Origin of the sequence: Nostoc sp. DedQUE04, from assembly GCF_034530995.1 — a bacterium.
Lineage (GTDB): Bacteria > Cyanobacteriota > Cyanobacteriia > Cyanobacteriales > Nostocaceae > Nostoc.
In genome coordinates this window covers 24,080-50,122 of the sequence record NZ_JAVRCA010000056.1, presented here as the reverse complement: position 1 = coordinate 50,122, position 26,043 = coordinate 24,080, and the positions used below count along the sequence as shown (strand labels likewise).

The 26,043-nt window shown below is 41.6% G+C and carries 23 protein-coding genes and 1 pseudogene; 11 read left to right on the top strand and 13 right to left on the bottom strand.

Annotated features, from left to right (window positions below; genetic code table 11):
• The first annotated feature begins 145 nt into the window (after positions 1 to 145).
• Positions 146 to 1,822: an L-aspartate oxidase gene (nadB, locus tag RM049_RS29325; RefSeq protein WP_322706677.1), complete on the top strand. Its 1,677-nt coding sequence runs from the start codon at positions 146 to 148 to the stop codon at positions 1,820 to 1,822.
• Between the two features lie 143 nt (positions 1,823 to 1,965).
• Here nadB and RM049_RS29320 read toward each other — a convergent pair whose 3' ends face one another.
• From RM049_RS29320 to btpA, 4 genes are all read right to left on the bottom strand, one after another.
• Positions 1,966 to 2,172, bottom strand: a complete 207-nt coding sequence (locus RM049_RS29320; RefSeq protein WP_322706676.1) for a hypothetical protein — start codon at positions 2,170 to 2,172, stop codon at positions 1,966 to 1,968.
• Positions 2,173 to 2,943: 771 nt separating this feature from the next.
• Entirely contained in the window at positions 2,944 to 5,151 is a 2,208-nt protein-coding gene (locus tag RM049_RS29315) for a CHASE2 domain-containing protein (protein ID WP_322706675.1), read from the bottom strand.
• Between the two features lie 621 nt (positions 5,152 to 5,772).
• Positions 5,773 to 6,756: a vitamin K epoxide reductase family protein gene (locus tag RM049_RS29310; RefSeq protein ID WP_322706674.1), complete on the bottom strand. Its 984-nt coding sequence runs from the start codon at positions 6,754 to 6,756 to the stop codon at positions 5,773 to 5,775.
• A 152-nt stretch (positions 6,757 to 6,908) separates the two neighbouring features.
• Complete coding sequence (gene btpA, locus RM049_RS29305; RefSeq protein ID WP_322670041.1) at positions 6,909 to 7,757, bottom strand: photosystem I biogenesis protein BtpA; 849 nt, start codon at positions 7,755 to 7,757, stop codon at positions 6,909 to 6,911.
• 756 nt (positions 7,758 to 8,513) lie between these two features.
• Between btpA and rimO the strand changes: the two genes are divergently transcribed.
• Positions 8,514 to 9,833 carry a 30S ribosomal protein S12 methylthiotransferase RimO gene (gene rimO, locus RM049_RS29300; RefSeq protein WP_322669899.1) on the top strand — a complete coding sequence of 440 codons (1,320 nt, stop codon included), beginning with the start codon at positions 8,514 to 8,516 and terminating at the stop codon, positions 9,831 to 9,833.
• Between the two features lie 304 nt (positions 9,834 to 10,137).
• Complete coding sequence (locus RM049_RS29295; RefSeq protein WP_322669898.1) at positions 10,138 to 11,667, top strand: DEAD/DEAH box helicase; 1,530 nt, start codon at positions 10,138 to 10,140, stop codon at positions 11,665 to 11,667.
• A gap of 162 nt (positions 11,668 to 11,829) precedes the next feature.
• On the opposite strand, the gene RM049_RS29290 is transcribed toward RM049_RS29295, so the two are convergent.
• The 5 genes and pseudogenes from RM049_RS29290 to RM049_RS29270 form a co-directional block, all read right to left on the bottom strand.
• On the bottom strand, positions 11,830 to 12,777 hold the full coding sequence (locus RM049_RS29290; RefSeq protein WP_322706673.1) for an aldo/keto reductase: 948 nt from the start codon (positions 12,775 to 12,777) through the stop codon (positions 11,830 to 11,832).
• 235 nt (positions 12,778 to 13,012) lie between these two features.
• Positions 13,013 to 13,237, bottom strand: coding sequence for a hypothetical protein (locus tag RM049_RS29285; protein ID WP_322669896.1), 225 nt, complete (start codon positions 13,235 to 13,237; stop codon positions 13,013 to 13,015).
• Between the two features lie 141 nt (positions 13,238 to 13,378).
• The gene (locus tag RM049_RS29280) at positions 13,379 to 14,131 is read right to left on the bottom strand and encodes an ATP-grasp domain-containing protein (protein WP_322706672.1); all 753 of its coding nucleotides are present in this window, start codon (positions 14,129 to 14,131) and stop codon (positions 13,379 to 13,381) included.
• A 211-nt stretch (positions 14,132 to 14,342) separates the two neighbouring features.
• Positions 14,343 to 14,585: pseudogene (locus tag RM049_RS29275) on the bottom strand (hypothetical protein); the annotation flags it as partial.
• A 6-nt stretch (positions 14,586 to 14,591) separates the two neighbouring features.
• A complete protein-coding gene (locus RM049_RS29270) occupies positions 14,592 to 15,401 on the bottom strand; it encodes an Rpn family recombination-promoting nuclease/putative transposase (protein WP_322706670.1) in 810 nt (269 codons plus the stop codon).
• A gap of 244 nt (positions 15,402 to 15,645) precedes the next feature.
• Here RM049_RS29270 and RM049_RS29265 point away from each other — a divergent pair, with 244 nt between their 5' ends.
• The 4 genes from RM049_RS29265 (at position 15,646) to RM049_RS29250 (ending at position 19,818) form a co-directional block, all read left to right on the top strand.
• Complete coding sequence (locus tag RM049_RS29265) at positions 15,646 to 17,079, top strand: BCD family MFS transporter (protein WP_322706669.1); 1,434 nt, start codon at positions 15,646 to 15,648, stop codon at positions 17,077 to 17,079.
• 91 nt (positions 17,080 to 17,170) lie between these two features.
• Complete coding sequence (locus RM049_RS29260) at positions 17,171 to 17,977, top strand: inositol monophosphatase family protein (RefSeq protein ID WP_322698996.1); 807 nt, start codon at positions 17,171 to 17,173, stop codon at positions 17,975 to 17,977.
• A gap of 215 nt (positions 17,978 to 18,192) precedes the next feature.
• Positions 18,193 to 18,765: a hypothetical protein gene (locus RM049_RS29255; RefSeq protein WP_322669890.1), complete on the top strand. Its 573-nt coding sequence runs from the start codon at positions 18,193 to 18,195 to the stop codon at positions 18,763 to 18,765.
• 99 nt (positions 18,766 to 18,864) lie between these two features.
• Positions 18,865 to 19,818: an MDR/zinc-dependent alcohol dehydrogenase-like family protein gene (locus RM049_RS29250; protein ID WP_322706668.1), complete on the top strand. Its 954-nt coding sequence runs from the start codon at positions 18,865 to 18,867 to the stop codon at positions 19,816 to 19,818.
• A gap of 137 nt (positions 19,819 to 19,955) precedes the next feature.
• Here the strand turns inward: RM049_RS29250 and RM049_RS29245 are convergent, their stop codons facing one another.
• The 4 genes from RM049_RS29245 to RM049_RS29230 all read right to left on the bottom strand — a co-directional run bounded on the left by RM049_RS29245 (position 19,956) and on the right by RM049_RS29230 (position 23,051).
• Positions 19,956 to 20,243 carry a hypothetical protein gene (locus RM049_RS29245; protein ID WP_322669888.1) on the bottom strand — a complete coding sequence of 96 codons (288 nt, stop codon included), beginning with the start codon at positions 20,241 to 20,243 and terminating at the stop codon, positions 19,956 to 19,958.
• An 83-nt stretch (positions 20,244 to 20,326) separates the two neighbouring features.
• Positions 20,327 to 21,373, bottom strand: coding sequence for a chlorophyll synthase ChlG (gene chlG / locus RM049_RS29240; RefSeq protein ID WP_322690583.1), 1,047 nt, complete (start codon positions 21,371 to 21,373; stop codon positions 20,327 to 20,329).
• A gap of 265 nt (positions 21,374 to 21,638) precedes the next feature.
• On the bottom strand, positions 21,639 to 22,739 hold the full coding sequence (locus RM049_RS29235) for an ArsA family ATPase (protein WP_322669886.1): 1,101 nt from the start codon (positions 22,737 to 22,739) through the stop codon (positions 21,639 to 21,641).
• A gap of 120 nt (positions 22,740 to 22,859) precedes the next feature.
• The gene (locus tag RM049_RS29230; protein WP_322669885.1) at positions 22,860 to 23,051 is read right to left on the bottom strand and encodes a DUF2862 domain-containing protein; all 192 of its coding nucleotides are present in this window, start codon (positions 23,049 to 23,051) and stop codon (positions 22,860 to 22,862) included.
• A 174-nt stretch (positions 23,052 to 23,225) separates the two neighbouring features.
• On the opposite strand from RM049_RS29230, the gene RM049_RS29225 reads away from it, so the two are divergent.
• From RM049_RS29225 to RM049_RS29210, 4 genes are all read left to right on the top strand, one after another.
• On the top strand, positions 23,226 to 23,354 hold the full coding sequence (locus tag RM049_RS29225; protein ID WP_322690585.1) for a hypothetical protein: 129 nt from the start codon (positions 23,226 to 23,228) through the stop codon (positions 23,352 to 23,354).
• A gap of 409 nt (positions 23,355 to 23,763) precedes the next feature.
• On the top strand, positions 23,764 to 24,570 hold the full coding sequence (locus RM049_RS29220; RefSeq protein WP_322669883.1) for an ABC transporter permease: 807 nt from the start codon (positions 23,764 to 23,766) through the stop codon (positions 24,568 to 24,570).
• A 4-nt stretch (positions 24,571 to 24,574) separates the two neighbouring features.
• The gene (locus RM049_RS29215) at positions 24,575 to 25,315 is read left to right on the top strand and encodes an ABC transporter ATP-binding protein (RefSeq protein ID WP_322669882.1); all 741 of its coding nucleotides are present in this window, start codon (positions 24,575 to 24,577) and stop codon (positions 25,313 to 25,315) included.
• A gap of 180 nt (positions 25,316 to 25,495) precedes the next feature.
• On the top strand, positions 25,496 to 26,043 hold a 548-nt coding region (locus tag RM049_RS29210), incomplete at its 3' end, for a hypothetical protein (RefSeq protein ID WP_322706667.1).

Genomic DNA, 26,043 nt, shown 5'->3' with positions numbered 1-26,043 from the left:
ATTGCAGTTAATGTAGCAAATAGCAGCCCACTCCTGATTCTAGGGAGTGGGAGATGATATGAGTTAGGAGTTAGGAGTTATGAGTTAAAAATTCAAAACTCCTAACTCCTAACTTCTAACTCCTCACTTCCCCCTACACATTACCTTGTCTCAGATAGATATTCCCAGCCAATTTGATGTCTTAGTAGTCGGCGCTGGTGCCGCTGGACTATACACAGCGCTATGTCTGCCAGAATCCTTGCGAGTCGGTTTGATTACCAAAGAAACCGTTGCTTTATCCGCTAGTGATTGGGCACAAGGTGGCATTGCCGCAGCGATCGCGCCAGAAGATTCTCCCACGCTGCACATTGAAGATACGATCCAGGCAGGTGCAGGTTTATGCGATCGCACCGCTGTTGAATTTCTCGCCGAACATGCCCCTAGCTGTATTCAATCCCTAGTTAACTTGGGGGTAGCTTTTGACCGTCATGGTCAAGCCTTAGCTTTAACTTTGGAAGCCGCCCATTCTCGCCGCCGTGTTCTCCACGCTGCTGACACTACAGGCAGGGAAGTTACTACTACCCTCACCGCTCAAGTATTACGTCGCCAAAATATTCAAGTCATTCAGCAAGCTTTGGCTTTGAGTTTGTGGATTGAACCCGAAACTGGTTGCTGTCAGGGAATTAGCCTGTTTTATCAAGGTAAAATCACCTGGATAAGAGCTGGTGCTGTGGTACTAGCAACCGGTGGCGGCGGTCAGGTATTTGCCCAAACCACTAACCCGGCAGTGAGTACCGGTGATGGGGTAGCGATCGCAGCTCGTGCTGGGGCTATCCTCCGCGATTTAGAATTTGTCCAATTTCACCCGACTGCTCTCACTAAACCTGGTGCCGATCGCTTCTTGATCAGCGAAGCTGTACGCGGTGAAGGGGCACATCTCATCGATAATGAAGGGCGGCGTTTTGCTTTTGACTATCACCCTGCGGGTGAACTTGCGCCTAGAGATGTGGTCAGTAGAGCAATTTTCAGCCATTTACAACGTACTGCCCTTGATTTGGCTACTGCTCATGTGTGGTTAGATATGCGCCCCATCCCCGCTGACAAAATTCGTCAGCGCTTTCCCAATATCATCAAAGTTTGTCAGCATTGGGGAGTTGATGTCTTCCACGAACCAATTCCTGTAGCGCCAGCTGCCCATTACTGGATGGGTGGAATTGTTGCGGATCTGATGAATCGCACAAATATCTCTGGTTTGTATGCAGTGGGTGAAACCGCTAGTACTGGTGTACATGGAGCAAATCGCCTTGCCAGTAATTCCCTGTTAGAATGTATTGTGTTTGGGGCCCAGATGGCTGATATTAAGTTAGAAAATATTGGGCTATCCTCAGAAATACCAGTGCTGCCGTTACGGAAATTTAATGCCGATCCTAGTGAGTGGCACATCCAACAAGCACAGCTAGAAGCACTCAGGGAGAAGTTACCGCGTCTAGTGTGGGAAAGTGCTGGTATTTGTCGGGAGCAATCAAGGCTCGAAACTGCGATCGCGACTATTGAATCTTGGCAGCAAGATTTTGCCGCCTTGCCTTTAACTCAATTCTTGCTTGCTTTACGTCCAGCAGAACCCGCTAGTTTTGACCTACCAGATGTTGAACGGCAATTGGGACTTTGGGCAGAAACCCGCAATTTAATAGATGTAGCTGATTTAATTCTCAAAAGTGCTGCTTTTAGAACCGAAAGCCGAGGCGGACACTTCCGTTTAGATTATCCTCAACCAGACTCAAATTGGCAAGTTCACACACTTATACAAACAAATCATTGGTGGAAATCTCCACTATTGTCTTGAATAAACTACCTTAAATAGCCTGATGGTTTTCGCAACCCTAAGTACAACATCTTGGAATCAGCTGTTAAGTACAAAGATGTGGTGTCCAAGACGGTAGTTAATTCATCGCGTTGCTCACCAGAATCTAAAATTCAAAATTGCCATCAGCGAGTGCCGCTACCATTATGACTGTCGGGACCACCATAATTTGGTGGAATGTATATGTCTTGTAAATTTTGAGAATTGACCTTGTGGGCGATTAAGGTATTACTGCTAGTAGGGCCAAAAGAATTAGCACTTGCAGTACTGAATATACCTGTGCAATCGGCAATTTTTGGGATCAGTAAATAAGCACCTATGCAGAATATCATAAACTTTGTGATTCGGAAGTTACTCTTCATATATTTCAGTAAATTTACTAAATTTTTTATTTCAAAACGTATTTTTTAGTTACTACCGTATATTTACTGTACTTTTTCAAAAAAGTATTTTAACTTTATGAAATTATTGCTGGTACTGTACAAATCATTGTGGTATTCCCTTGTCGATTAACCTTAATTTGCCGATATTAAATAGTTTTCATACTTAAGTGGTATTTTAAATAGGCGATTTTTACATCAGTCTCAAGTTAGATATGTCAATGATTTACTGCAAGCTTTTTGAGTACTTCATTATTTATTAATAATATCTTAATATTTTTAAGTATAAACACTATGTTCCATAAATCATGAATTAAAAAAAACATGAAATAATACTTATCCAATTGTATAGTTTATAGATTTAATGAGTAAAGATATGTAAAGATAAAACAACATATCTATAGTAATAAAAGGATTTTAAAATTTTTTCTTGCATAATAACCGAATAAATACAAGTATAAAAATGTTTGTAAATTAAATTACATTAAATTTATTTTGAAAATTATTTTTGATCGCTAATTATTTTCTGACATAAATTAGGAGGTTTATCGTTCAAGCCAAAAAGCCTTACCAGGTCTAGATTTTACGAAAAATTTACCTCGCAAGATATACGCTATATTTTTTCGAGACAGTGCCTTAGACGTGTCTCTGGTCTAAAGTCATAATTTGAATGTAAAAATTGTAACTACAGTGAAAAAAGTTGGAGGCTTGACTCTTAAATAATTAAGCAAACTCGTAGCGATTTTTACCAAGGCGCTTGGCACGGTACATTGCTGTATCAGCTTGTTTCATCAAAGTTTCACTGTCTTGACTGTTGTATGGATAAACACTAATGCCAATACTGGCAGAGACTCGGATTGTATAGCCATCCAAAACAATTGGCTTGGTAATACTGCTTAAAATTTTTTCAGCGACTTTAGCAGCTATTTGGACATTAGGTATTGCCCGTAAAATCACAGTAAATTCATCGCCACCCAAACGAGAAACTGTATCACTAGCGCGTAAAGAGTTGCTGAGTCTTCCAGCAATAGTCATTAGCAAGCGATCGCCCGTCTCGTGTCCTAAAGTATCATTGACTTGCTTAAAGCCATCTAGATCGATAAACAGCAGTCCCAACAACAAGTTATTGTGTTGTGCCCAATGTAAGGACTCGTAAAGTTGTTCGGCAAAAAATTCGCGATTAGATAAACCAGTGAGGGGGTCGTGATATGCTAAATAACGTAAGTGGTCTTCTTTGAGTTTTAATTCATTGTTAGAGCGGGATAGTTCAGCAGCAGTACGCTTCAGCTGTTCTTCCATCAGCTTGCGCTGAGTAATATCTCGGATGACACCAACTAAAAAGAAATTGCCGGCTGAGTCTTTGTGGAGCGATCGCTTAGTGGCAATTAGATGAGTCTGGCCATCAGCATTTGTAAATTCTTCTTCATGTTCTTGGGGTTGCTGAGTCCGAAAAACAAGATCGTCTTGTTGTCGAAATACATCAGCTTCATGTTTTGGAAAAAAGTCATAGTCTGACTTTTCAATTAATAACTTATTTGGATAACCGATAAATCGACAATACGCCTCATTTAAAACAATCCACTGGTGTTGTTCATTTTTCACAAAAATTGGATCGGGGATCGTGTTGATAACGTGATGCAAAAATTCTTTGGAACGTTTCCACTCTCCCTGCATGTGAGCAATATGACTAGTCATCCAAATAGCTGAAGTGCCAAAGCAAACCAATGAGGGAATGAGTGGTATCCACCAACCGTATAAGAAGAAAGCAAGGTATGCACTCAGGGTCAATACAAAGCAACAAATTAGGATACAGAAGAGACTCCTAGTTGCGTGTCGTATCTGCCATATCGTCACGGCTCCCAGATAAGACCAAACAAAAATCCACAAGTATTCCACCAAGTCAGGCCAAACTTTCAGTAATGGTCTTCCATCAACAGCAGCAGAGATTAACTGACTAATAAAATAAGCCTGCAATTGAATACCAGGTAGAGGCTCAGGCTTTGCTATACCCATTACACTGCTGGAATAGGGAATAAATACAGAATCTTGGAGACTGGGCGCAGTTGAACCAACAAGTATAATCCGATCTTTGATTAAGTTTGCTTTGACTTTATCTGCCAGTACATCTCTTATCGATACCTGGCGAAAACTACAAAATTCTCCAGACGAACTTTGACATTTAGGTTTGGGAAAATTGCTCAAAATTTGGTAGCCTCTATCATCAGCTCCCACATAAGCACCATCATTAGCCTCAAAACGAGTAAATGCTGCCTTACCCAATTGCAAATACTCAGGGTTACTTTTTGCTTTAGCGGGAGTAATTCCCTTTGACTTTAAATACAATAAAGCCAACTTCAGGGCAAAACTTTCGTGTACTTCACTTTTAACGTGCCAATACAACAAACTGCGACGCACTTTACCATCAAGATCGTACAGCACGTTATTAAAGCCCACTTGATTTTGATTCAGTCCCACTGGAGGCGGAACACTAAAGTTTTTGTTTTTTGACAGTAGTTCAATACCAATTAAGTTGGGCATTGACTGATAAACATTACGCAATTCTTGATTACCAGGCTCTACTGGCAAATTTCTGTAGATATCTAAGCCAATCGCACGGGGTTTGTGGACATTTAATTTTTGCAACAACTGGACAATCTTCGCATCTGAAATCGGCCACGAACCTACTTCGTTTATATAGGTTTCATCAATTACTACGATCGTAATCCGATCTTCTGGTGGTTCATTTGGACGTAAGCGAAAAAATTGATCCAAAGCCGCTAACTCCAAAGATTGCAATAATCCAAAGGAGTGCAAAAGCAGGACGCAGACTGCAACGCTGGCCGCAGTAATCAATTCTCTGTGTCCTCGACTAAGCGATTGTTTCAGTCCAAAGGTTAACTTTACAAAACGCTTGCCTAGCTGCTGATTCATTGCCATTACCTAGTAGGCAGAAATATTCTCTATTTCCTATAGCTATTAACTATCGGACTAACATAGCTCAAGTAAGAGCTAAATAGAGTTTCTAAAAATTTTTTTAACTCAGCAAGGTTCTTTAAGACATCGTGATATTTGTGATGTATTACCATATATTGAGGCTAATTGTCTGACTAAAAGGCAACTGTGATTGTGGCTCTCAGCACAGATTAATCAATATTGTTGGAAGTGAATTCAGCAAATTTAACTCTCAAAGCCTTCTCTAGTAGAGCCTACTTAATTAAACTCACATTTGCGATCGATTAGGTATTTTACTGAGAATTACGTTAACTTCCAACAGAAACAGCTCTCGGTTCGAGCCTGACATGATTACATCCCAAGGTAGCTCTCAAGTGTTATAAAAAAAATTAAAATATACAATTTTTAAAATAAATGTACTTAGCTAATTTCCTTGAGCTTAAGTATTTGCAGATCAAAGCCGAAATAAAATTAGTAATTGGGCATTGGATGAGACCTATTATCTGTTACCAAAAACAAAAAAGCCAACTGGAAACAGATTTTACTGTATTCATCCAGTTGACTATGGGGTGTGAACTACTAAATATCAGTGTAGGTACTTTACTTAAAATACTTGAAGTTCTGAGGCCCTGTGTAACCAGAAACTTTCGCTAGTTCCTCTAAGTTTTGGACTCCGCTATAGCTTTTACCATTAACGATCCAAGTGGGGAAACCTTCAATTTTTGCAGCTTTACATACTTCTGGTTGAGCTTTGAATCCATCGGGGGCGCACTCTACCTTAATGCCATTATTGATTATTTCCTCAGCTTCTTTACCAAAAAGTAGCTTTTGTTCGTGACAGTGAGGACACCAATAAGCACTGTATTCCTTTGCACCTACCTTTGCCAGATGGCTTGCTAAGGCTATTTCTGCCTCACCAGAAGTAGTGGTAACTTCCCAACCGAACGCTGGGTTGGGGTTTTCTTTGGGAGTAAAGGTAATTTTAGTGGGTTGTCCAGGAGTGCCAGGTGTCACACCTGATTGATTCACGCCAGCATAGACGCCTAAAGTACCAATCAGCGTTACCATCCCGACAATCAGGGCAGTAAACAAGATTTGTCCAATATCCTCCCAAGTCCGACCGATAATCGTTAGTACCAAAAGACTTACAGAGAACAAAGCTGAACCGATACAGTAAAGACAAATCGCTTTGATTTGAGATGTCAGCACATACATTAAGTAGCCGCTAAAGACAGACATAGCGATCGCACCTACCAGCAACAGCCACCACGTCCAATTTTCCAATTGTTTGCGGTTATTGTTTTCCCCTGAGTTGAATACCAAGGGAGCCAAAGCCAATATCACCATACTGGTGTATGCCAAAAACCCAAACAAAGCTAATGGCTGTCCAAAAACCGTTGCCCAAGGACTGGAAAGCACATCATTACAGCCCTTAGCGCCAGCCTGTGCCACACAAGCGGCACTGCCTCCGGTTAACTTTTCTATAGTGAGATAACCTGTTATCAGCGCACCACATCCAGCGATCGCGGCAATCAATGGACGTGACCATTTATGAATCCAAGGAGTAGAACGGCGGCGAATCATAAATTGTTATTGGTTAATGGGCATTGGGGAGGCAGTTGCTCCACTTGGGGTCTCCTCAAGTGGAGCAACTGCTGTCATTGGGCATTGGGCATTGGGCAATTGAGTATTAATTATTTCTTCCCATGCCCCATTCCCCATGCCCCATGCCCCAATTAAGAATGTAACTTCACTTGTTCTGCTGATTTGCTTTCACCTTTGGAGTTCCAATTGCGACGGGCAACTTCCACAAATTGACTGACGCGAATTGGGTCAATTGGTTGCTCTATGCGTCCATGACGTTTTAGGGAACTGGAAACTATTACACCATCTGCTGCTTGCATCAATGTATCAATATTTTCCCAATTAGCCCCACTGCCGATGAACACTGGCGTGCCATTTGCTGCACCACAAGCTAGTTCCAAATCTTCTAAATTAGGAGGACTACCTGTAGCCCAACCAGATAAAATCACTCCGTCTGCTAAACCCCTTTCAATGGTGTCTTTCACGGCGACTGTGAGATTTGGAGAACTCAAAGGACGGGCGTGTTTCACCAACACATCGGCCAGGATTTTAACATCACAGCCCAACTCCCGTCGATAGCGGAGTAGTTGATGGGCTTCTCCCTCAATTAATCCCTGGTCGGTTGCCATCACCCCTGTGAGGACGTTGACGCGGATAAATTGCGCCTGTACGCAGCTAGCGATCGCTATTGCACTTTTGGCGTCATTTCGCAAAACATTTAAGCCTATAGGCAAAGTTACCAAATTCTGTATCCGCTGCACCACAATGGTCATGGCACTCACAACTACTGGATCGACTTGGTTTTTGGTAAACGGCGCGTCGAAAAAATTCTCGACAATCAGACCGTCAACCCCTCCACTTGCTAAGGCTGCGGCTTCTTGTTCGGCACGGTCAATGACCGCTTTTAGGCTACCTCCCCAACGGGGTGAGGTAGGCAGTGGTAGCAAGTGAACCACGCCAATAATTGGTGAGCGAGTTTTAAATATCTGATATAAGTCCACGTCTTTAATCCGCCTCGCACAGTCCAGAGTCCAGATTTTTTTGACTATTGAATGCCAGTTCAACACCACTCCCCTGAAGGTTGGGAACCTCTATATAAGGGTGGCTCTTCAACGGGGAAAACCCCACACGTGACTGGCTTTTCTTGACCCTTGACTCATGACTTTTCATTAACTAGTCAAATGTGTTTTATGATAGTCGGTTTATTGCCTCTTTCCTCAGATGGAAATTGGCGTGAAACCTCCCATAAGATATGTTAAGATAAAACCTGGCTACAAGAGGAGTTTGCCACTCACTAGACGCAAGGCAGCTTTCCGTGGTTTAGGCGTCTTGTCCGCGCACAGTCGTAGGACTTGCCAATCGCCAGGGTAGCATTACTGCTTTATAGGCGTAGTCGCTTTCGTCGATTTCTCTGAGGGTAGCGACTTCTCACAACAAGCCCTTTGGGCGGCTTCCCGATGGGTAGGTTAACAACGCACACGCTGTGGTAATGTAAAATATCAATAGGCAAATTGTTAAAAAAGATTACAAGTGTCAAATGTACCCAAAGACACTTCAATTTACCCTGGGGAACAGATTGATAAAAGTATCATAACATGACCTCTATTTTTATTATTTGATAGGGTCATAAGTCTATGGACAGTTGCTGACAGTGAGAATCTGTTGTCGTACTGTTATTAGAAGGATAGCGATCCCAAACAAGCAAAATTAGCGCCAGAATGTTGACTACAAGAAAAAAATGAAGATATTTTCAAAATATGGGTGACAAGCCAACAATTGCCATTTCTCACCTGGGCTGCGAGAAAAATCGAATTGATACAGAACACATGTTGGGAATGCTCGTAGAAGCAGGCTACGGTGTAGATACAAATGAAGAATTAGCAGATTACGTTATTGTTAATACTTGTAGTTTTATTGAAGCGGCCCGGCAAGAATCTGTCAGAACTTTGGTAGAACTGGCAGAGGCAAACAAAAAGATCGTAATTACTGGCTGTATGGCGCAACACTTCCAAGAACAACTTTTGGAGGAGTTGCCTGAAGCAGTAGCCGTTGTGGGTACAGGCGATTATCACAAAATTGTAAATGTAATTGAGCGTGTTGAACTTGGCGAGCGGGTCAAACAGGTTAGTATTGAGCCAACCTACATCGCCGACGAAACTACACCTCGCTATCGCACGACAACGGAGGGCGTAGCTTACCTCCGAGTTGCGGAAGGATGTGATTATCGTTGTGCATTTTGTATAATTCCTCATCTTCGAGGAAACCAGCGATCGCGTACTATTGAATCTATCGTCGCCGAAGCGGAGCAATTAGTTAGTCAAGGGGTAAAGGAAATTATTTTAATTTCCCAAATCACTACTAATTATGGTCTAGATATTTACGGTCAGCCAAAATTAGCCGAATTACTTCGCGCTTTGGGGAAAGTAGATATACCGTGGATCAGAATGCACTACGCTTACCCCACGGGACTGACCCCAGATGTGATAGCGGCCATCCAAGAAACACCCAACGTCCTGCCTTATCTGGATTTGCCCTTGCAGCATTCTCATCCAGAGATTCTCCGCGCCATGAACCGCCCTTGGCAAGGGCGCGTAAATGATGGGATTATAGATCGCATCAAAACGGCGCTACCAACAGCCGTACTGCGGACAACATTTATTGTTGGTTTCCCAGGAGAAACACAAGAGCATTTTGAGCATCTACTAGAGTTCGTCCAGCGGCATGAATTCGATCATGTTGGTGTCTTCACCTTTTCCTCTGAGGAAGGAACTCCAGCTTATAAGTTGCCAAATCAGTTGTCCCAAGAGGTGATGGACGATCGCCGATACCAACTGATGGAACTCCAGCAACCGATTTCTCAAAAGAAAAATCAACAGGAAGTAGGCAAAATAGTCGATGTCCTGATTGAGCAAGAAAATCCTGAAAGTGGTGAACTAATAGGTCGTTCAGGTAGATTTTCCCCAGAGGTTGATGGTCTGGTGTATGTCAAAGGCCAGGCAAAATTAGGAACCATCGTGCCAATAGCGATTCACCACGCTGATACATACGACCTCTATGGTCAAGTAGTCAATAACTAAATTGTCTTTTGTCTTTTGTCCTTTGTCTTTTGTTAAATGACCCTTACAGATTTACCCTTATCCCAATATCGACGCTGCATTAATGGCAGTTTTAATGAGGGTTTACCTGAAATTCGGGGACTCACTCGTGGGCATAGCTTCTCCAAAAGTTGAGGCTTTGCTATCGCCCTTGGCTAACTAACTAGCCAATAACTTAATGACTAATGACTAATGACTAATGACCATTGTACAGACGCGATTAATCGCGTCTCTACTGACTAAATGACTAATCCAAAAATCCTTACATAAAATTTAGGACGAATTAATGACTCTTTCATTTCAAGAATTAGGCATTTCCCAAGAACGTGTCGAACAACTAGAAAAAATTGGTTTTACCGAACCAACCAACATTCAAGTGCAAGCAATTCCCCAATTGCTAGCTGGTCGTGATGTGGTAGGTCAATCTCAAACTGGAACAGGTAAAACGGCAGCATTTTCACTGCCAATTTTAGAACGGCTAGATATTAATCAAAGAGCCGTGCAAGCTATAGTTTTAACACCAACTCGTGAATTAGCGATGCAAGTTCACGATGCGATCGCGCAGTTCATCGGCAATGAAGGATTGCGGGTGTTAGCAATCTATGGTGGTCAATCAATTGACCGTCAAATGCTGCAACTCAAACGTGGCGTTCACATGGTCGTGGGTACTCCCGGACGGGTGATCGATTTGCTCGATCGCGGCTGTCTAAAGCTCGATCAAGTGAAGTGGTTTGTGTTGGATGAAGCTGATGAAATGTTGAGCATGGGCTTTATCGACGATGTGATAAAAATCCTATCGCAAGCGCCCGTAGAACGGCAAACAGCTTTGTTCTCGGCAACAATGCCACCATCGATTCGGATGTTGGTGAACAAATTCTTGCGATCGCCGGCGACTGTCACCGTTGAACAGCCAAAAGCCGCTCCCAACAAAATCAATCAAGTAGCTTACTTGATCCCTCGTCATTGGACAAAAGCCAAAGCTTTACAGCCGATTCTGGAAATGGAAGATCCAGAAACAGCTTTAATCTTCGTCCGCACCAGACGCACAGCCGCAGAACTCACCAGTCAGTTACAAGCAGCTGGTCACAGTGTCGATGAATACCACGGTGACTTGTCGCAACAAGCGCGAGAACGATTATTAAGCCGATTCCGTAACCGTCAAGTGCGCTGGGTAGTAGCAACTGATATTGCAGCGCGAGGATTAGATGTCGATCAACTTTCCCATGTGATCAACTACGACTTACCCGATAGCGTAGAAACCTACGTTCATCGCATTGGTCGTACTGGTCGTGCTGGTAAAGAAGGAACAGCAATTTCTTTAGTACAACCATTTGAGCGGCGCAAGCAGCAAACATTTGAACGTCATAATCGCCAAAGTTGGCAATTGCTGTCCATTCCTACACGCGCCCAGATTGAAGCAAGACACATTCTGAAATTGCAAGAACAGGTGCGAGAAGCTTTGATGGGTGAGCGTTTGGCTTCATTCTTGCCAATTGTTAGCGAACTAATTGAAGAATATGATGCTCAAGCGATCGCCGCAGCTGCACTGCAAATCGCTTACGATCAAACTCGTCCCGCTTGGTTGAGTTCAGACGTAGAAATTCCTCAAGAGGAAAGCTCAACTCCCAAACCAAGACTTGGTAAACGTCGCGAATCTTCCAGCGATCGCCCCCGTGCTGCGTGGAAATCAGATAGCAACAATGGTGAAGAAAGACATTCTTCTCCCAAGCCCAAACTGCGGACAAGTGGACAGGATTCTTCTGCATCTCCTAGTAAAAAGATAGGTTCACCTACAGCTAGGGAATCAGCTTCTTAGTCAAGAGTTAGAAGTTAATCAATTTTGGATTTTAGACTTTTCCTTTAATCCAAAATCAAAATCTAAAATTCGGCAAAGTTAAGAGTTGAGAGTTAAGAGTCAAGAGTTAAGATTTTGACTTTATACTCTTGACTTTTTGGCTTTTTTAGAGGGTTAAAAATACTACAGCCAAGGACGACTAACTTGTTCTAACTCTCTAATTTCATCCTCGTTCAATTTCCAGCCCAAAGCACCAGCATTCTGACGTACCTGTTCGGCTGTCTTCACCCCAGCAATGGGAATAACGTTTCCCTGAGCAATTAACCAGTTGAGAGCAACTTGGGCAGGAGTGCGATTGTATTTTTCTCCGAAATTGCGTAGCAAAGATATGACTGGGGCAATTTTTTGCAGACCTTCTTTCTTAAATCGTGGGTCTATTTTCCTTGCACCAGTGGGGGTTTCGGTACTATCAATACTATACTTCCCTGTGAGTAATCCTTGAGCCAAAGGACTGTAAGCCAAGATAGTCACACCCAACTCACGCGCAGTTGCGATAATACCTTTGCTTTCAACTTGGCGAGTGAGTAAAGAATAGCGCACTTGATTGACAGCCAAAGGTACTCCACGGGTCGCCAATATTTGATGCGCGTCTCGCATTTGCTCTGCTGAATAATTACTCACACCGACTGCGGCAATTCTGCCTCGCTTCACTTCATCTGCTAGGGTATTCATCAAAGTTTCTTGGCTTAAAAAGAAGGCAAAAGGCCAATGCACTTGATACAGGGCGATTCGTTCAAGTTGTAGGCGTTTGAGACTGGCTGTTAAAGCATCAGAGACGGATTGGGCTGTAAATCGCCACGGTAGTGGGCCAAATTTTGTAGCGATTTGTACAGGTTGTTGTGTCTGTTGCAGAAATTGCCCCAAAAATTTCTCTGATAGTCCCATTCCGTAGATTTCGGCAGTGTCAAAGAAGGTAATACCAGCTTCTAAGGCTGCTGTAAATGCTTCTTGTAACTGTTCTGGGCCGTAGGCACTGCCATAATTCCAAAATAGTTTATCACCCCAAGCCCAAGTGCCTATGCACAAGGGTGTAACAACTGGGCCATTTTGCCCCAATGTGATGTTTTCCACGGTTGCAAAATTTAATTTATTTACATTTCTTTACTTTTATAGTGTATCGTTACAGGCAAGATTGGGTGCGATCGTCATCATTTGCCGCAATTCTTGTTGTGCGTAGGCGTAGCCCCTCGTAGACATCGCAGTTTGCATCAAGATTAACAAATTACACTTGACAATATATCTATTCTCAGAATTAAGGGAGGCTAATAACCTCCCTTTTATAATAGTTGAGTGTATTTACTTGTATTTAAGAATTAGATGATTTATCCTGCTTGGCTTTTTTGATTAATTCCATGTAGACATTAATCTCACTAATTTCTACATCATGCTCAACTCTAGTTACTTTCCATTTCTCCTTTTTTAGGTAAACTTCCTCTCCTACTCTGGGAGTAAATTGGAGGTCATAAAACTTTTTTAGAAAATCTTTTTGATTTTCTTCCCATAATATTACTTTGACTACTTCTTTGCTCATTGCTTATGCCTTTTTGGTTACTAGATGAAGCTAAGTACTTTGATGACATATACACGGCAAGTTTATCTTACTAATTCAATTGAATAGCGTAGTTAAAACCACATTTTCATATTGATATTTTTATATGAGTTGATTGTAATATCAAAGTACACTTGTTAAAAGTTCCTCCCATCTAGCCAAAATCATGTCTGTGTAGTTTTTTTTATCAATTTTGTATGCTCCAATCGCAAAACCATCGTTCATTTCTACGAGAGCGGTTTGTCCAGAATCTAAAACTCCAAAATCAATTGCATATCCTGCATAGGATTCTTTTGCATTCTCTAGAGTTTGAATAGCGCATATAACTTTATCAATATCTAGTAGAACATTGGGGTTTCCATCATAACGATCAATGCTTCTAATTTGTGAGTGAACAACATAAACTCTGTACTCACTTACCCAAGAGACAACTTCAGAACACAGCAGATGCTCTTGACGTGACACTTTGTATACTCGGCACAAATCATATTCCGATTCAAAAACACAACCTGTAAAGCGTTTACGGCGTGTAGCGGGTTTAGCAAATGTTGGAATATATCTACCGTTGCAAAATTCCATTTCCAACCGTTCTAGAGTAGATGTCCATGTACGACGGTGCATGAAGTTCTTAAGTGAAGAGGGATAATCGTTAGGCTTTGGTTCTGGAATGCCAAGCTGTTTTATTGCACCTAAAACACATCGCATATCGCCAACAACTAAAGATTCATTATCAAGTGTAAGTTGTCTTCGATGCATACGTTTTTCAGTATAAAAACTAATTGGTAAGCCTCTGGATTTTAATTCTTCAGTGACAAGTTGCTCCTCATATCGGAGCCGTCCATTACCTTGTTCTTGGATAAAAGCCTTAGAAATCAATGTACTTGTCAGAATTTAAAATAGTATTTACATTGTTATATAAAAATAGAAAAAGGGCATGAAAATTTCTTAACTTTAGTCATTTTTCAAGCTTTTTTACGATTTGCTACTTTGAGGCGATCGCTCTGGAAACCATAAAAGGACAATTGAGGATTCTTATCAAGCTCTCCTCATTTTGCAAAAATATGACAACAGACATAAAATGTACATTCTATGTATTTTGCTGGGCGGCAAGCTGGACAGCTTCTATATCAACATTGAGATGTTGAGCAATCTCCTCCATACTCATCCCTGTTTTTAGTAACAGAGGCACAGTAAGTTTCAATATTTCAGTTTTCCGTTCTTCTCGTCCTTCTTCTCGTCCTTCTTTTCGACCTTCTTCTCGACCTTTGGCTTTCGCTTCTTGATAAACTCTTGTTTGCTCCAAAGTTAATCCCAGCATAGCTTTAACTTCCTAATTCTATGTATTTTGTTGTGCGGCAATCTGGACAGCTTCTATATCAACATTGAGGTGTTGAGCAATCTGTTCCATACTCATCTTTGTTTTTAGCAACAGAGGGACGGTAAGTTTCAACATTTCAGCTTCCCGTTCTTCTCGACCTTCTTCTCGACCCTCGGCTTTCGCTTCTTGATAAACCCTTGTTTGCTCTAAAGTCAATCCCAGCATAGCTTCAACTTCCTCTCTACTCAAGGTCGAAAACTTATAAACGGCAATTGTGGTTATGATATCGAGTATTTCGTTTTGCGGCAGTGTGTCCGTTTCCTCTAATTTTACCCGCTCAATTAATTGCTTTGCTTGCTCCGCCATTACTTCATCCGATGCTAGAGTCAACTGCATCAAGTTGATACCTATTGGCTGCTGATTAGTCGCGCCTAGCTCATCTAAATAGATTCGCTGCACTTGGTCGCTGTTGAGAAATATTCGATGAGTTTTTTGATCGCTTGGTTCCAGAGAGCGTGATGAAAAAATTACCACGCAGAACCAGTCATCGTACTGAGAACGATTCCGGTTCAGGTACATCATCGATTCGGTAAAAAACCGATGGTAAAGGGCTTCATCCTTTTGGAATTGAACTTCAGCAAAAAAGATCGCTTTGGATGTTGCATCCTCTGGAGGTAAGAACACACCATCCATGCGAAAAGCGGTTTCTTTGACTTCAACTGATTCAAATCGATAGTTTTGCCCTTGCAGAGGAGGATTATCAACCAGTTCAAAGAGTAACCCAGGAAAGCGCTTAAAAATTTGATAGTAAATGGAGTCTCGTTTCACTACTTCATCCTAAAATTCTCTTGTTATGCGTAGGCGTAGCCCGTCGTAGACATCGCAAATTACGACCAAGCCACAAAGATTAATCCTAACTTGGCTGAAGCTTATGGTAATTGAGGAATATAACTGCTTGCTAAATAACTGCAATCACAACTTCCACTTTTCGTTCGCTGATTTTGAGCGGGTAGGGTTTATCTTTATTTAAATAAGAGAGATTAAATTCTATAAACGATACGAAAAAGTAGCTATGGCAAGCGGTGAAGTATTTGATACCAAAACAAAATCCCTATCTGTGCCAAGGGTAAACCTGCTGACCATGTTCCGCCTGGGTTTATTTCAAATGGGGTTGAGCATGATGTCCATCTTGACTCTAGGCGTACTCAACAGAGTCATGATTCAAGAAATAGCAATTCCGGCGACGCTGGTATCGGTAGTTCTAGCACTGCCTTTATTTGTTGCTCCTTCCCGTGTCTGGTTCGGCCAGATTTCCGATGCCAAGCCGTTATGGGGAAACCACCGCACAGCTTATGTTTGGGTGGGCGCGGCAATATTTGCGATCGCAGCCTTTTTAGCTGTACAAGTAATGTGGCAGATGAATCTTGCTGGAAATAGTGCAGGTGGTTGGGTATGGACAACCCAAACAATCGGCTGGACAGCACTTTTGGCTTTAGTTTTCGCTGTATACGGTCTAGGAATTTGTGCTAGCGGTACTGCTTTTGCTGCTTTGTTGGTGGATATATCTGAAGAAGATAACCGTTCCAAAGTAGTCGGCGTGGTTTGGTCGATGCTAATGGTGGGGATTATTGTTGGCGCGATTATCAGTGCTAGTTTGCTCAAGCAGTTAACTCCAGAAGCAACTGTAGAAACCTTGCAGCCAGCAATCAACCGATTGTTTACTATTGTCCCAGCAATTGTATTTGGTTTAGCGATCGCAGCGACATTTGGCGTAGAAAAAAAATACTCTCAATACTCAACCCGTTCCACACTGGTGAACCGGGAAGATAGCATTACTCTAGGCAACGCTTGGAAAATCTTGACAGCTAGCCCACAAACAGGTATATTTTTCACCTTTTTATTGGTGATGACTATCAGTTTGTTTATGCAAGACCCGATTTTGGAACCTTATGCGGGTCAAGTGTTTAAAATGCCCCTAGCGGAAAGTACCAAATTAAATATTTTTTATGGAACAGGTCTATTGATTGCTTACGGCGTTACGGGCTTTTATATTATCCCGCGTTTGGGTAAGCGCAGAACCGCACGTTTTGGCTGTATGTTGGTAGCATTCTGTGCAATATTACTAGGTATCTCAGGATTCACAGCTAATGCAGCAGTTCTTAAACTAAGTTTGGTCTTGTTCGGTTTAGCCACAGGTTTCTTAACTACAGCCGCAATTAGCTTGATGTTGGATCTTACCGCAGCAGAAGCCGCAGGTACGTTTATTGGGGCATGGGGATTAGCGCAGTCCATCTCTAGAGGTGTGGCGGTAGTCATCGGAGGTACAGTTTTGGATATTGGACGCAAGCTGTTACCTAGCGCAGAGTTAGCTTATGGATTAGTATTCGTTCTAGAAGCCGTGGGAATGGTGCTGTCGATTTGGTTTCTGAATCGGGTGAACATCACAGAATTTCAAACAAGTACCAAGCAAGCGATCGCTTCAGTTTTAGAAAGCGATTTAGATTAAACTGTATAGGGCATGGGGTATGGGGCATGGGGCATTGGGCATGGGACAAATGACCAATGACAAATGACAAATGACAAATGACTAATAACCAATGAATGATTTTTGGACAACAATTCTTGATTTTGCCCAAACTACCACTACCAGAGTGGGCAAGCAACTAATGCAAGATTTTGGGCAAGTACAGGCTGACCAAAAAGCTGATGGTAGTTTGGTGACGCAAGCAGATAAATGGGCAGATCGGGAAATTAGGGATGCGATCGCTTCTACTTTCCTTGGCTACGGCATTTTGAGCGAAGAGAGCGATCAGTCATTTCCCGGTACTGAGTGGTGCTGGGTAATCGATCCTCTTGATGGTACAACGAACTTCACACGCGGCATTCCCATCTGGACAATATCTCTGGGTTTGCTGTATCGAGGTACGCCCATTTTTGGGTATATTTACGCCCCAACTCTGAATCAAGCTTTTCATGCGTTTTGGGCAGGTTCATCTGGGTTAACACCCCCAATAGGAGCATTTCTCAACAACCACCCCATCCACACCAGTGTAGATAGTCCTAGCAATAATCACTTTTTTAACCTCTGTTCCCGTAGCACCGCAGCTATCAAAAATGGCTTTCCTTGCAAAATTAGGATGTTGGGTGTAGCTAGCTATAACTTTTTGACAGTTGCTACTGGGGCTACTCTCGGTGGGATTGAGGCGACACCAAAGGTTTGGGACTTAGCCGGGGCTTGGGTAATTGTCCAAGCTGCTGGTGGAGTCTGGGCTTCGCTGAAGTCAGAACCGTTTCCATTGTCACCGGGAGAAGATTATAGCGATCGCTCTTTTCCCACCCTTGTGGTTAGTCGTGCCGAATTAATTCCGGTATTTCAACCTTTTCTCGAAGGCGTAAAAATTTAATTTGCAAATTTATCCCTTAAGGAAGCGCTTTTGTCAATCAGCCTCTCGGAGTATTGCATAAGCGATATTAAACTTAACAAAACCCAAGTCAAACAAAGAATTGAGTATAAATAAAGCTAGTAATAATCCTGATTTAAGTGCAAAACCAGTGTAGTTATTAATTTAAGTATAATTGTGACTTTCATCACACTGGTTAATTTAGTATAAAAAATTTTATGTTGTCTAATCTAGATTTAATTCGAGAGTTTGTACAAAACTCTATTCAAAAAAAAGACGTTTTGTTGTCAAATCCAGTTTTGACAGCGCAAACAGTGTATAAAATAAACCAACTGACAGCAAAATCTGAAGGCGTAATTGCCACTGCTCAACTATCAAATACCCTATCTGAATTCTCGATTTCTCCAAAATCAACCCAGTGGGAATTGATAAATCAGGCATTAGCAGAATATAGTTATATCCTGAAAGGAGAAGTAGATAGTCGGGGTTTCTATCAGTATCAATACTGCGAAGTTCCCAAAGGCTATCAGATGAATTGTACTAAATGTGTCATTCTATGGCGGGCCTGGTGGAAATATTGCAAACATAGTTCAAGACCAGGGATTCCGTTGGAACTTCTGATTAGAACACGAGATTCATGGTACCCAATTAGAGATTTAATTATCAGTGACGGACTTCTTTATATCAAAACCTTGGGAAGTGAGATTGCACTTGGCTCAGACGATTTAGTTACTTGGTTAAGCAAAGTTGATGTAACCAAAATTAAAGAAATACCTTCTACAGAGACATAGGTGTGGGTATGGGGTTACGGATGTATACCCCTATATTTATTTGCAAACATTTTTCAAAGTGATATTGACAACATAATTAGGCAAAGGACGTGAAGAGAAATGAAAGGACTTTGGCTCGAAAATAAGCAGTTGCAATTACGCACAGATATTCCGGTTCCTGAGCCGCCACAGGGAGAAGCCTTAGTACGCGTCTTGCGTGCAGGTATCTGTAATACCGATGTGGAACTACTTAGAGGCTACTATCCCTACACTGGTATTTTAGGGCATGAATTTGTCGGCATTGTCGAACAAGGGCCAGAACACTTAGTTAACCAACGCGTAGTTGGAGAAATCAATGCTGTATGTGGGCATTGTCGGTTTTGTCGTAGCGGACAACCAACTCATTGCGAAAATCGTACAGTTTTGGGTATTGTCAATCGCAACGGTGCCTTTAGTGAATATCTTTGTTTGCCGGTAGAGAACCTGCATTTAGTACCCGATAATGTGCCAACAGAAGTAGCAACATTTACTGAACCTGTAGCAGCAGCTTTGGAAATTCAGCAGCAAGTGCCATTGCATCCAAACCATCGGGTGCTAGTAGTTGGAGATGGCAAACTAGGGCAATTAGTAGCTCAGACACTAGCTCTAACTGGCTGTGAACTCGTAGCTGTGGGGCGTCATCGAGAAAAACTGGCTAACTTAGAAGCACGGGGAATAAAAACGAGTCTAGCTGATGATATTACAGATGGATATTTCGATATCTCAGTAGAATGCACTGGCAATCCAGAAGGATTTGCGATCGCCCGCCGCGCTCTCCGTCCCCGTGGTACGCTTGTACTGAAAAGTACTTATGCTGGCAACCTCAGCCTAGATGCTTCTTCCTTAGTAGTAGATGAAATCACCCTCATCGGCTCCCGTTGTGGCCCCTTTACCCCAGCCCTCCAGCTACTTGCCACAGGACAAGTTGATGTGCAACCCCTGATTCATGCCACCTACCCTCTCATTGAAGGGCTTGCAGCTTTTGAACACGCCCAGAGTCGGGGTGTTTTAAAGATATTGTTAGAGATTAGTTAATTGTCATTGGGTATCGGGCATTGGGCATTAGGAATGCTGAGTGCTGAGTTAGGAGTTAAGAGTTAAGAGTTAGGAGTTTTGTTTATCTCCTTGTCCCCTTGTCCTCTCATCTCCCTGCTCCCCTGCTTCCCCACTCCCTAATATAGATAAGGATTAGTCTTTGGTTGATAGTCACGACAATAGATTGCTTCTTCTGTATTGGCAATAGATGGGCGTACAGTACATTTAAGACGGTAATTGTCGGTAAAAAATTGGCAACCAGTACAGGGAATTTGATGCATTTGCTTGGCTGTACTAACACTATCTCGTGCGGCCGTCCAGAGACTCAACACAACCAGAATAGTTACAGTCCAAGCAACTACAAAACAAATCGGGACTAATAAAGGTTGAATCCCATTAATTAAGAAAAATATCAATTGAAGCATAGTATGTCCTGATACAAATTAGGAGTTAAAAGTATATTAACTCTTAACTCCTAATTCTTAACTTCCCACTATGGAGGTACAAATTAAACGCCAGCATGACCCAGGGCTAAACCTGTTACCAGCATTCCCAGAACAAGGAAAGGTTGGGCACTAGCTTGGTACTTAACATCATTTTTCACGGGGTCGCGTAAGAAATACATATCCTGCAAGGTGATTTGCGGGATGATTAACAGTACTAGTATTGCTGCATACAAATTTTCGTGGATGCTGACGAGATAAGCTGCAATCAATCCTTGAAATATATCAATTGTCGCTACACAAATCCATGCCGCAGTGGTGATGCCAAACATTACGGGTAGTGAATTTAATCCTAACTGGCGATCGCCTTCTACACTCTTAAAATCATTGACAATGGCAATACCCAATCCAGCCAAGCTGTAGAACATTGTCAAGATCACAATTGTGGAATTCAGTTCTCCAAATAAAGCGTGTCCTGTAGACCAAGGTAAAGTAATGTAGCTTGCACCCAAGGCGTAGCTGCCTAGCCAGCCGTTTTGCTTGAGTTTCAGGGGAGGCGCAGAATAAATATAAGCGATGAAAGAACCAATAATCGCGATCGCTGTAATTGTCGGGAATTCATGACCAGACCACACATCTAGCGCAAATGCTAAACCATAGCCAGCAATCAGTAATACCCAAATCTGAATAATTACCTGGGGTAAGGGAATTGCTCCAGAGGGAATCGGGCGATAAGGTTCATTGATGGCATCGATTTCGCGATCGTAGTAATCATTAAGGATTTGGGTGTAACCTGTCATCAATGGCCCAGCCAATAACATACAGGCTGCTACCTTCAAGACATTTTCCAGCGTCCAAGTATAGTTACCAGAAGAAGCCGCACCACAGACTACACCCCAAATTAGGGGAATCCAGGTGATGGGCTTCATGAGCTGTAAACGAATTTTCCAAATCGAAGTTTCTCCAGACGCTGCACCTTTCATCCCCAACATCTGCCTAGTTTTCGCATTGCGATCGGCAGATGCGATCGCTTGCTCATTGAGATTATTTGCCACTGAGTCTAGTGCTTCAGATGGGTTAGGGTCTGGGGGAATGGGAGTTGATTCTGACATAAGGCGTATTTTTTTAGAGTGAGGAGTTAGGAGTTAGAAGTTATGAATTATTAGTTAGGAGTTAGGAGTTATGAATTACGTCTAATGTGAATTAAGTCTAGAAACCCTTGTAATTTCGTGGGTATTCCCAATCATACAATTTTGGGCGAGTCTAGAAACCCTTATGCGATAAGAGGCTTTTCTAATTCACATCAGGCGTGAATTATTATTTTTATTCCTAACTCCTCACTCTTAACTCCTAACTTTGTTCCTACTCCTAACTAACTTAAAACGAAATTATCAAATAATGATTCTGAAACTTTGCTCCAGCAACGGGTCTGCCACTCAGAGCCGGGGGTAAGGGAATATTGCGTCGCTGATCTCCTGCTTCTACCGTGACTTCTGGCCCATATTGGGTAAGTTTGACTTGCTTTTTGTCAAATCCTGGTAAGAATAAGCGTACCTGACGATTGTGGATGTCTATTTCAATAGGTTTGGGAGCCTGTAAAGCTTGTGCTTCAAAGTTGGGTAGAGCGTCTATCAGTGGTTGCCAATCACCCGTGGGCGAGTTGGGAACGACGCTTACAGGTAAGGGTATAAATTCCTCTGACAGATTGATATTTGTCTCAGTAGACACAAGCAAAACACCACCGACAGTTAAACCGATTTGTTGAGCGCTACCCCATAAATAACGAGCATTTGCTACCTCAATCGGATCTCCTGTAGTCACTAAGAAAGCAGCGAGACGCTTGGGATCGGCCAGAGCAGCTCTCCCCTTTTCTAAGAAATTATTGACTTGGTTAGTGGGAGCGGCAAAGTTATCTGCTGTCCAGTTGATATTGAAAAAACTGCTAATCAGAGGTTGAATCAAAGGTGATTCAGTAATTGTCTTCCCCAAGTCGGAGTTGACAAACAATTGCCGAAATCGCCGGACATACCAACTCAGAGATTCTGGCAAACCCAACATTCGCAACGTTAAAGAGTCGCCCGTGCCATCGTAGACGATCGCATCATATTTGCCACTGGCATCATATTCGCGAATAGCGTTCAGCGCTAGGGCGTTGTCCATCCCCGGCAAGACTACCAGTTCTTGACCAAAAACGTCTTTGAAGATGGGCGTGCGGAGATATTGCGCCTCAAGTTTTTTCACTTCGTCCCAGTTGCGCTCAAGCAGTACAGATGCTTGAAACTGTACCGCCTGTAACTTGGGAGAGATTTCTTGAGGATCGGCAGCAATGGGAGTCCCCAACAGGATTGACAATGTTGGTTCTGCTTGTCCTGCTAGAAGTACGCGCTTGCCTTGACTTGCCAATAATTTGGCGGCGGCGATCGCAATTTTGGTACGAGCGGTTCCGCCTTTGCCCAAAAATGTCAATATTTGAGCCATTAGTTGATTCCTATTTTCACCGCCGATCTTTTCAACTCCAACTTAGCACTCAATATAGACTCTCAACCTGTGCTTTCAACTTCAGAGCCAAAGAAAAATCCGGATCTGAGTTTTTTACTACTACACAGGTTTGATTTCATCTTCAAAAAACCAAGTAGAATAATTGTCTTCAAACAGAACCACTACACCGATTCCACCACCATCAGTGACTTTGTAGCCTTGGATGATACCCACTTGTCCGAGTTTTTTTACAACTGGGGCAGAAACGCGATCGCGTAAACGAAAAACTTTAACCTTTTGTCCGATTTCCATGCCTGATTACAATTTCAGATAAACCAAGTCTCAGTGTAGCGGAATCCGTGACTCTGCTCTCATCAATTCAGGGGAGATGAGGGAGAGATGAGAAAGAATAACTCCTAACTCCTGACTTAACAGCTTAAAATTAAATCGGCAACCAAACAGGTAAATACTCAATGTTTGTCTTTTTTGTTCAAAGACACCCAAAAGCGATCGCGTACTTCTAACAGAGAAAATTGCTATTGTCGGGCAACAATAGACACCGAAAGCACAATTGCGGTTGTCACAGGAACGGCTGCGATCGCACAACTTCGCTAGATAGAGCAGCGCTTCGATTGTTCCATGAACAAATATCTGAATAAAAGCATTTTTATTGACTATAAAGCAATTATATGGTACAAGTCCTAATTATTTGCGATCGCTCAGTTCTAGGAACCAATTGATAAATTCATTGGTCTTGCCCGGATAGGATGTGATTAAGAGTATAAAAATGGTAACTATTAGGACTTCGATTTGATTTCTAAAAACATACTGAGACTGAAAAGCTTATTTTATAAGGGTTTTATCTAAAATATTGTTCAAAAATCAGATATGAGTCCCATAGTAACTTATGTTTAACAACGCTTTTTAAAATAAAGTTTTTATTGTTAAAGTAATGCGGTAAAGTAGCCACCAATAGTATAAAATCTGCAAATAATTTAGCTATGAACTGTAGCGGTGTGTAAGGATGAAGCTTTCGGTTAAAAGTAATTCAACTTGGTTGCAAGTGTGGCGCTACTGGGAATTGCTGCACGTCTTGGTAGCGCGAAATCTGAAAGTGCGTTACCGGGGTTCATTTCTAGGGGTTTATTGGTCGCTATTGAACCCGTTGATTATGACCGGGCTATACACTGCAATTTTTGGAACAACGTTTTCGTCGTATTACAATAACTCAATCCCAAACTATGTATTAGCAGCATTTACAGGACTGGTGGTAATCAACTTTTTTTCAGCTTCCACTTCTCAGGCACTGAGTAGTGTAGTAGGTAACGGCTCACTTTTAAATAAAATTCGTCTGCCAGTCAGTATTTTCCCAGTATCAATGATTGCAGCAAATGTGTTTCAGTTTGCCGTTGGAGTGTTGCCTTTATTAGGAATAATAACTTTTGTTAAATCCAAAAGTTTATTAAACGTGGTAGCATTGCTGGTTCCATTTTTAGCGCTGGTTTTAGTCTGTATGGGAGTTGGTTTTTTGGTCAGCGCTTTATATGTATTTTTTAGAGATTTACCTTATTTTTATGAGTTAATTGTATTTGTAATTTGGATCGGTAGTCCTGTATTTTATCCGCCAGACATTGTTCCAAAAACAGTAAAAGCATTTTTAGGATTAAATCCTTTATCACCAGTTATTGAAAGTATCCGGCAGATTACACTATCGGGAATGCTACCAGATTTAAGTTTAATTTGGGGAGCCTTGCTGAGTGGCATAATTATTTTGTCACTGGGATGGGTTTGTTTTCAACTGTGGCGGCATCAATTTATGGATTTGCTGTAAATAAATGGAAGTAATTCGCCTAGATCGAGTTTCGCTGTGGCGACGAACGCAAGAAGAGTTTTCTTATGACCTAAAGAAAACACTCCTATCTTTTTTGGAAGGTAAATATCACCAGCCTGCGAAGAAACAGGTGCTAAATGAAATTGATTTAGTTGTTGAAAAAGGTGAAAAAATAGGTATTATAGGGGCAAATGGCTCTGGTAAATCAACATTATTAAAGATAATTTCTGGGATTTTACAACCTACTAGCGGATTAGTGCGAGTACGAGGTCAAATTGCGCCATTGATTGAACTTGGAGCGGGGTTTGATGCAGAAATTTCTGTGATGGATAATATTTTGTTGTATGGCGTATTACTGGGATATTCCCGAGCAGAAATGCGAAGAAGAACGCTTTCAATATTAGAGTTTGCAGAGTTAGAAGATTATGCATTAGTACCAGTGAAGGGATTATCTTCTGGAATGGTAGCGCGATTAGGGTTTGCGATCGCCACCGATATACAGCCGGATATTTTGATATTAGATGAAGTATTGTCGGTAGGAGATGAAAGTTTCAAAAACAAGTGTAAGCGAAGAATTGAGCAATTTTGGAATCAGAACGCTACTGTATTAGTAGTTTCTCATGATTTAAAATTTATCAAACAATCTTGTGTTAGAGGAATTTGGTTAGATCAAGGAAAAGTGCGTTTTATGGGAAACGCGGATGAAACTGCCGACTACTATTTAAACTCAGTAAGTAAAATTTAATCTAAATTATCTAAATTTCCTAATCAGTAGTAATTCTGCCTGAAGGAAAATGATTTGATGAACTACGTGAATCGAAAGACTATATGATTAGATATACTTAGGCAAAAATTTTAGTTAAGCTTTAAACAAAAATGTATTCTATTGTGAAGAATGATTGATGATAAATTTCAGGAGAATCAGATGGATTACGAAAAAATACTAGAGCGTATAAGTGATGTTTATCAACAATCCGTTAGATTTTATCGTCCAGCTGGAAATGAGGAAGAAGAATCAAGCAAAACTCTACCTCATCAACCACTAAATAATAGTTATGTTACAGAAATTGATGGTAACTATTTATTATTTTTTAATGATATATATACAAATACTATTCGTAAATGGCTAAAAAATATTTTAAAAAAAATATCATGGCCTATCTTTAAAAGACAAGTTTATTATAATTCTGCTGTTAGACGACTTTTATACAATTTAATTCAAAAAACTGATCAATATTCTACAAGGGATAAAGAAGTAAATAAGAAGCTTTCTCAGTTTGAGCAGAAAATAGACCAACTATCTCAACTTAAGCAGAAAATAGACCAACTACCTCAACTTAAACAGAAGATAGACCAACTACCTCAACTTGAACAAAAAATAGAACAGCTTTCTCAACTTGAGCAGAAAATAGAGCAAATTTCTCAACTTGAGCAGAAAATAGAACAGCTTTCTCAACTTGAGCAGAAAATAGA

Coding starts and splice junctions, on each gene's coding strand:
- RM049_RS29320 (WP_322706676.1), bottom strand. CDS start 2,172: ATGATATTCTGCATAGGTGCTTATTTACTGATCCCAAAAATTGCCGAT.
- RM049_RS29315 (WP_322706675.1), bottom strand. CDS start 5,151: ATGAATCAGCAGCTAGGCAAGCGTTTTGTAAAGTTAACCTTTGGACTG.
- RM049_RS29310 (WP_322706674.1), bottom strand. CDS start 6,756: ATGATTCGCCGCCGTTCTACTCCTTGGATTCATAAATGGTCACGTCCA.
- rimO (WP_322669899.1), top strand. CDS start 8,514: ATGGGTGACAAGCCAACAATTGCCATTTCTCACCTGGGCTGCGAGAAA.
- RM049_RS29295 (WP_322669898.1), top strand. CDS start 10,138: ATGACTCTTTCATTTCAAGAATTAGGCATTTCCCAAGAACGTGTCGAA.
- RM049_RS29285 (WP_322669896.1), bottom strand. CDS start 13,237: ATGAGCAAAGAAGTAGTCAAAGTAATATTATGGGAAGAAAATCAAAAA.
- RM049_RS29265 (WP_322706669.1), top strand. CDS start 15,646: ATGGCAAGCGGTGAAGTATTTGATACCAAAACAAAATCCCTATCTGTG.
- RM049_RS29260 (WP_322698996.1), top strand. CDS start 17,171: ATGAATGATTTTTGGACAACAATTCTTGATTTTGCCCAAACTACCACT.
- RM049_RS29255 (WP_322669890.1), top strand. CDS start 18,193: ATGTTGTCTAATCTAGATTTAATTCGAGAGTTTGTACAAAACTCTATT.
- RM049_RS29250 (WP_322706668.1), top strand. CDS start 18,865: ATGAAAGGACTTTGGCTCGAAAATAAGCAGTTGCAATTACGCACAGAT.
- RM049_RS29245 (WP_322669888.1), bottom strand. CDS start 20,243: ATGCTTCAATTGATATTTTTCTTAATTAATGGGATTCAACCTTTATTA.
- chlG (WP_322690583.1), bottom strand. CDS start 21,373: ATGTCAGAATCAACTCCCATTCCCCCAGACCCTAACCCATCTGAAGCA.
- RM049_RS29235 (WP_322669886.1), bottom strand. CDS start 22,739: ATGGCTCAAATATTGACATTTTTGGGCAAAGGCGGAACCGCTCGTACC.
- RM049_RS29230 (WP_322669885.1), bottom strand. CDS start 23,051: ATGGAAATCGGACAAAAGGTTAAAGTTTTTCGTTTACGCGATCGCGTT.
- RM049_RS29220 (WP_322669883.1), top strand. CDS start 23,764: ATGAAGCTTTCGGTTAAAAGTAATTCAACTTGGTTGCAAGTGTGGCGC.
- RM049_RS29215 (WP_322669882.1), top strand. CDS start 24,575: ATGGAAGTAATTCGCCTAGATCGAGTTTCGCTGTGGCGACGAACGCAA.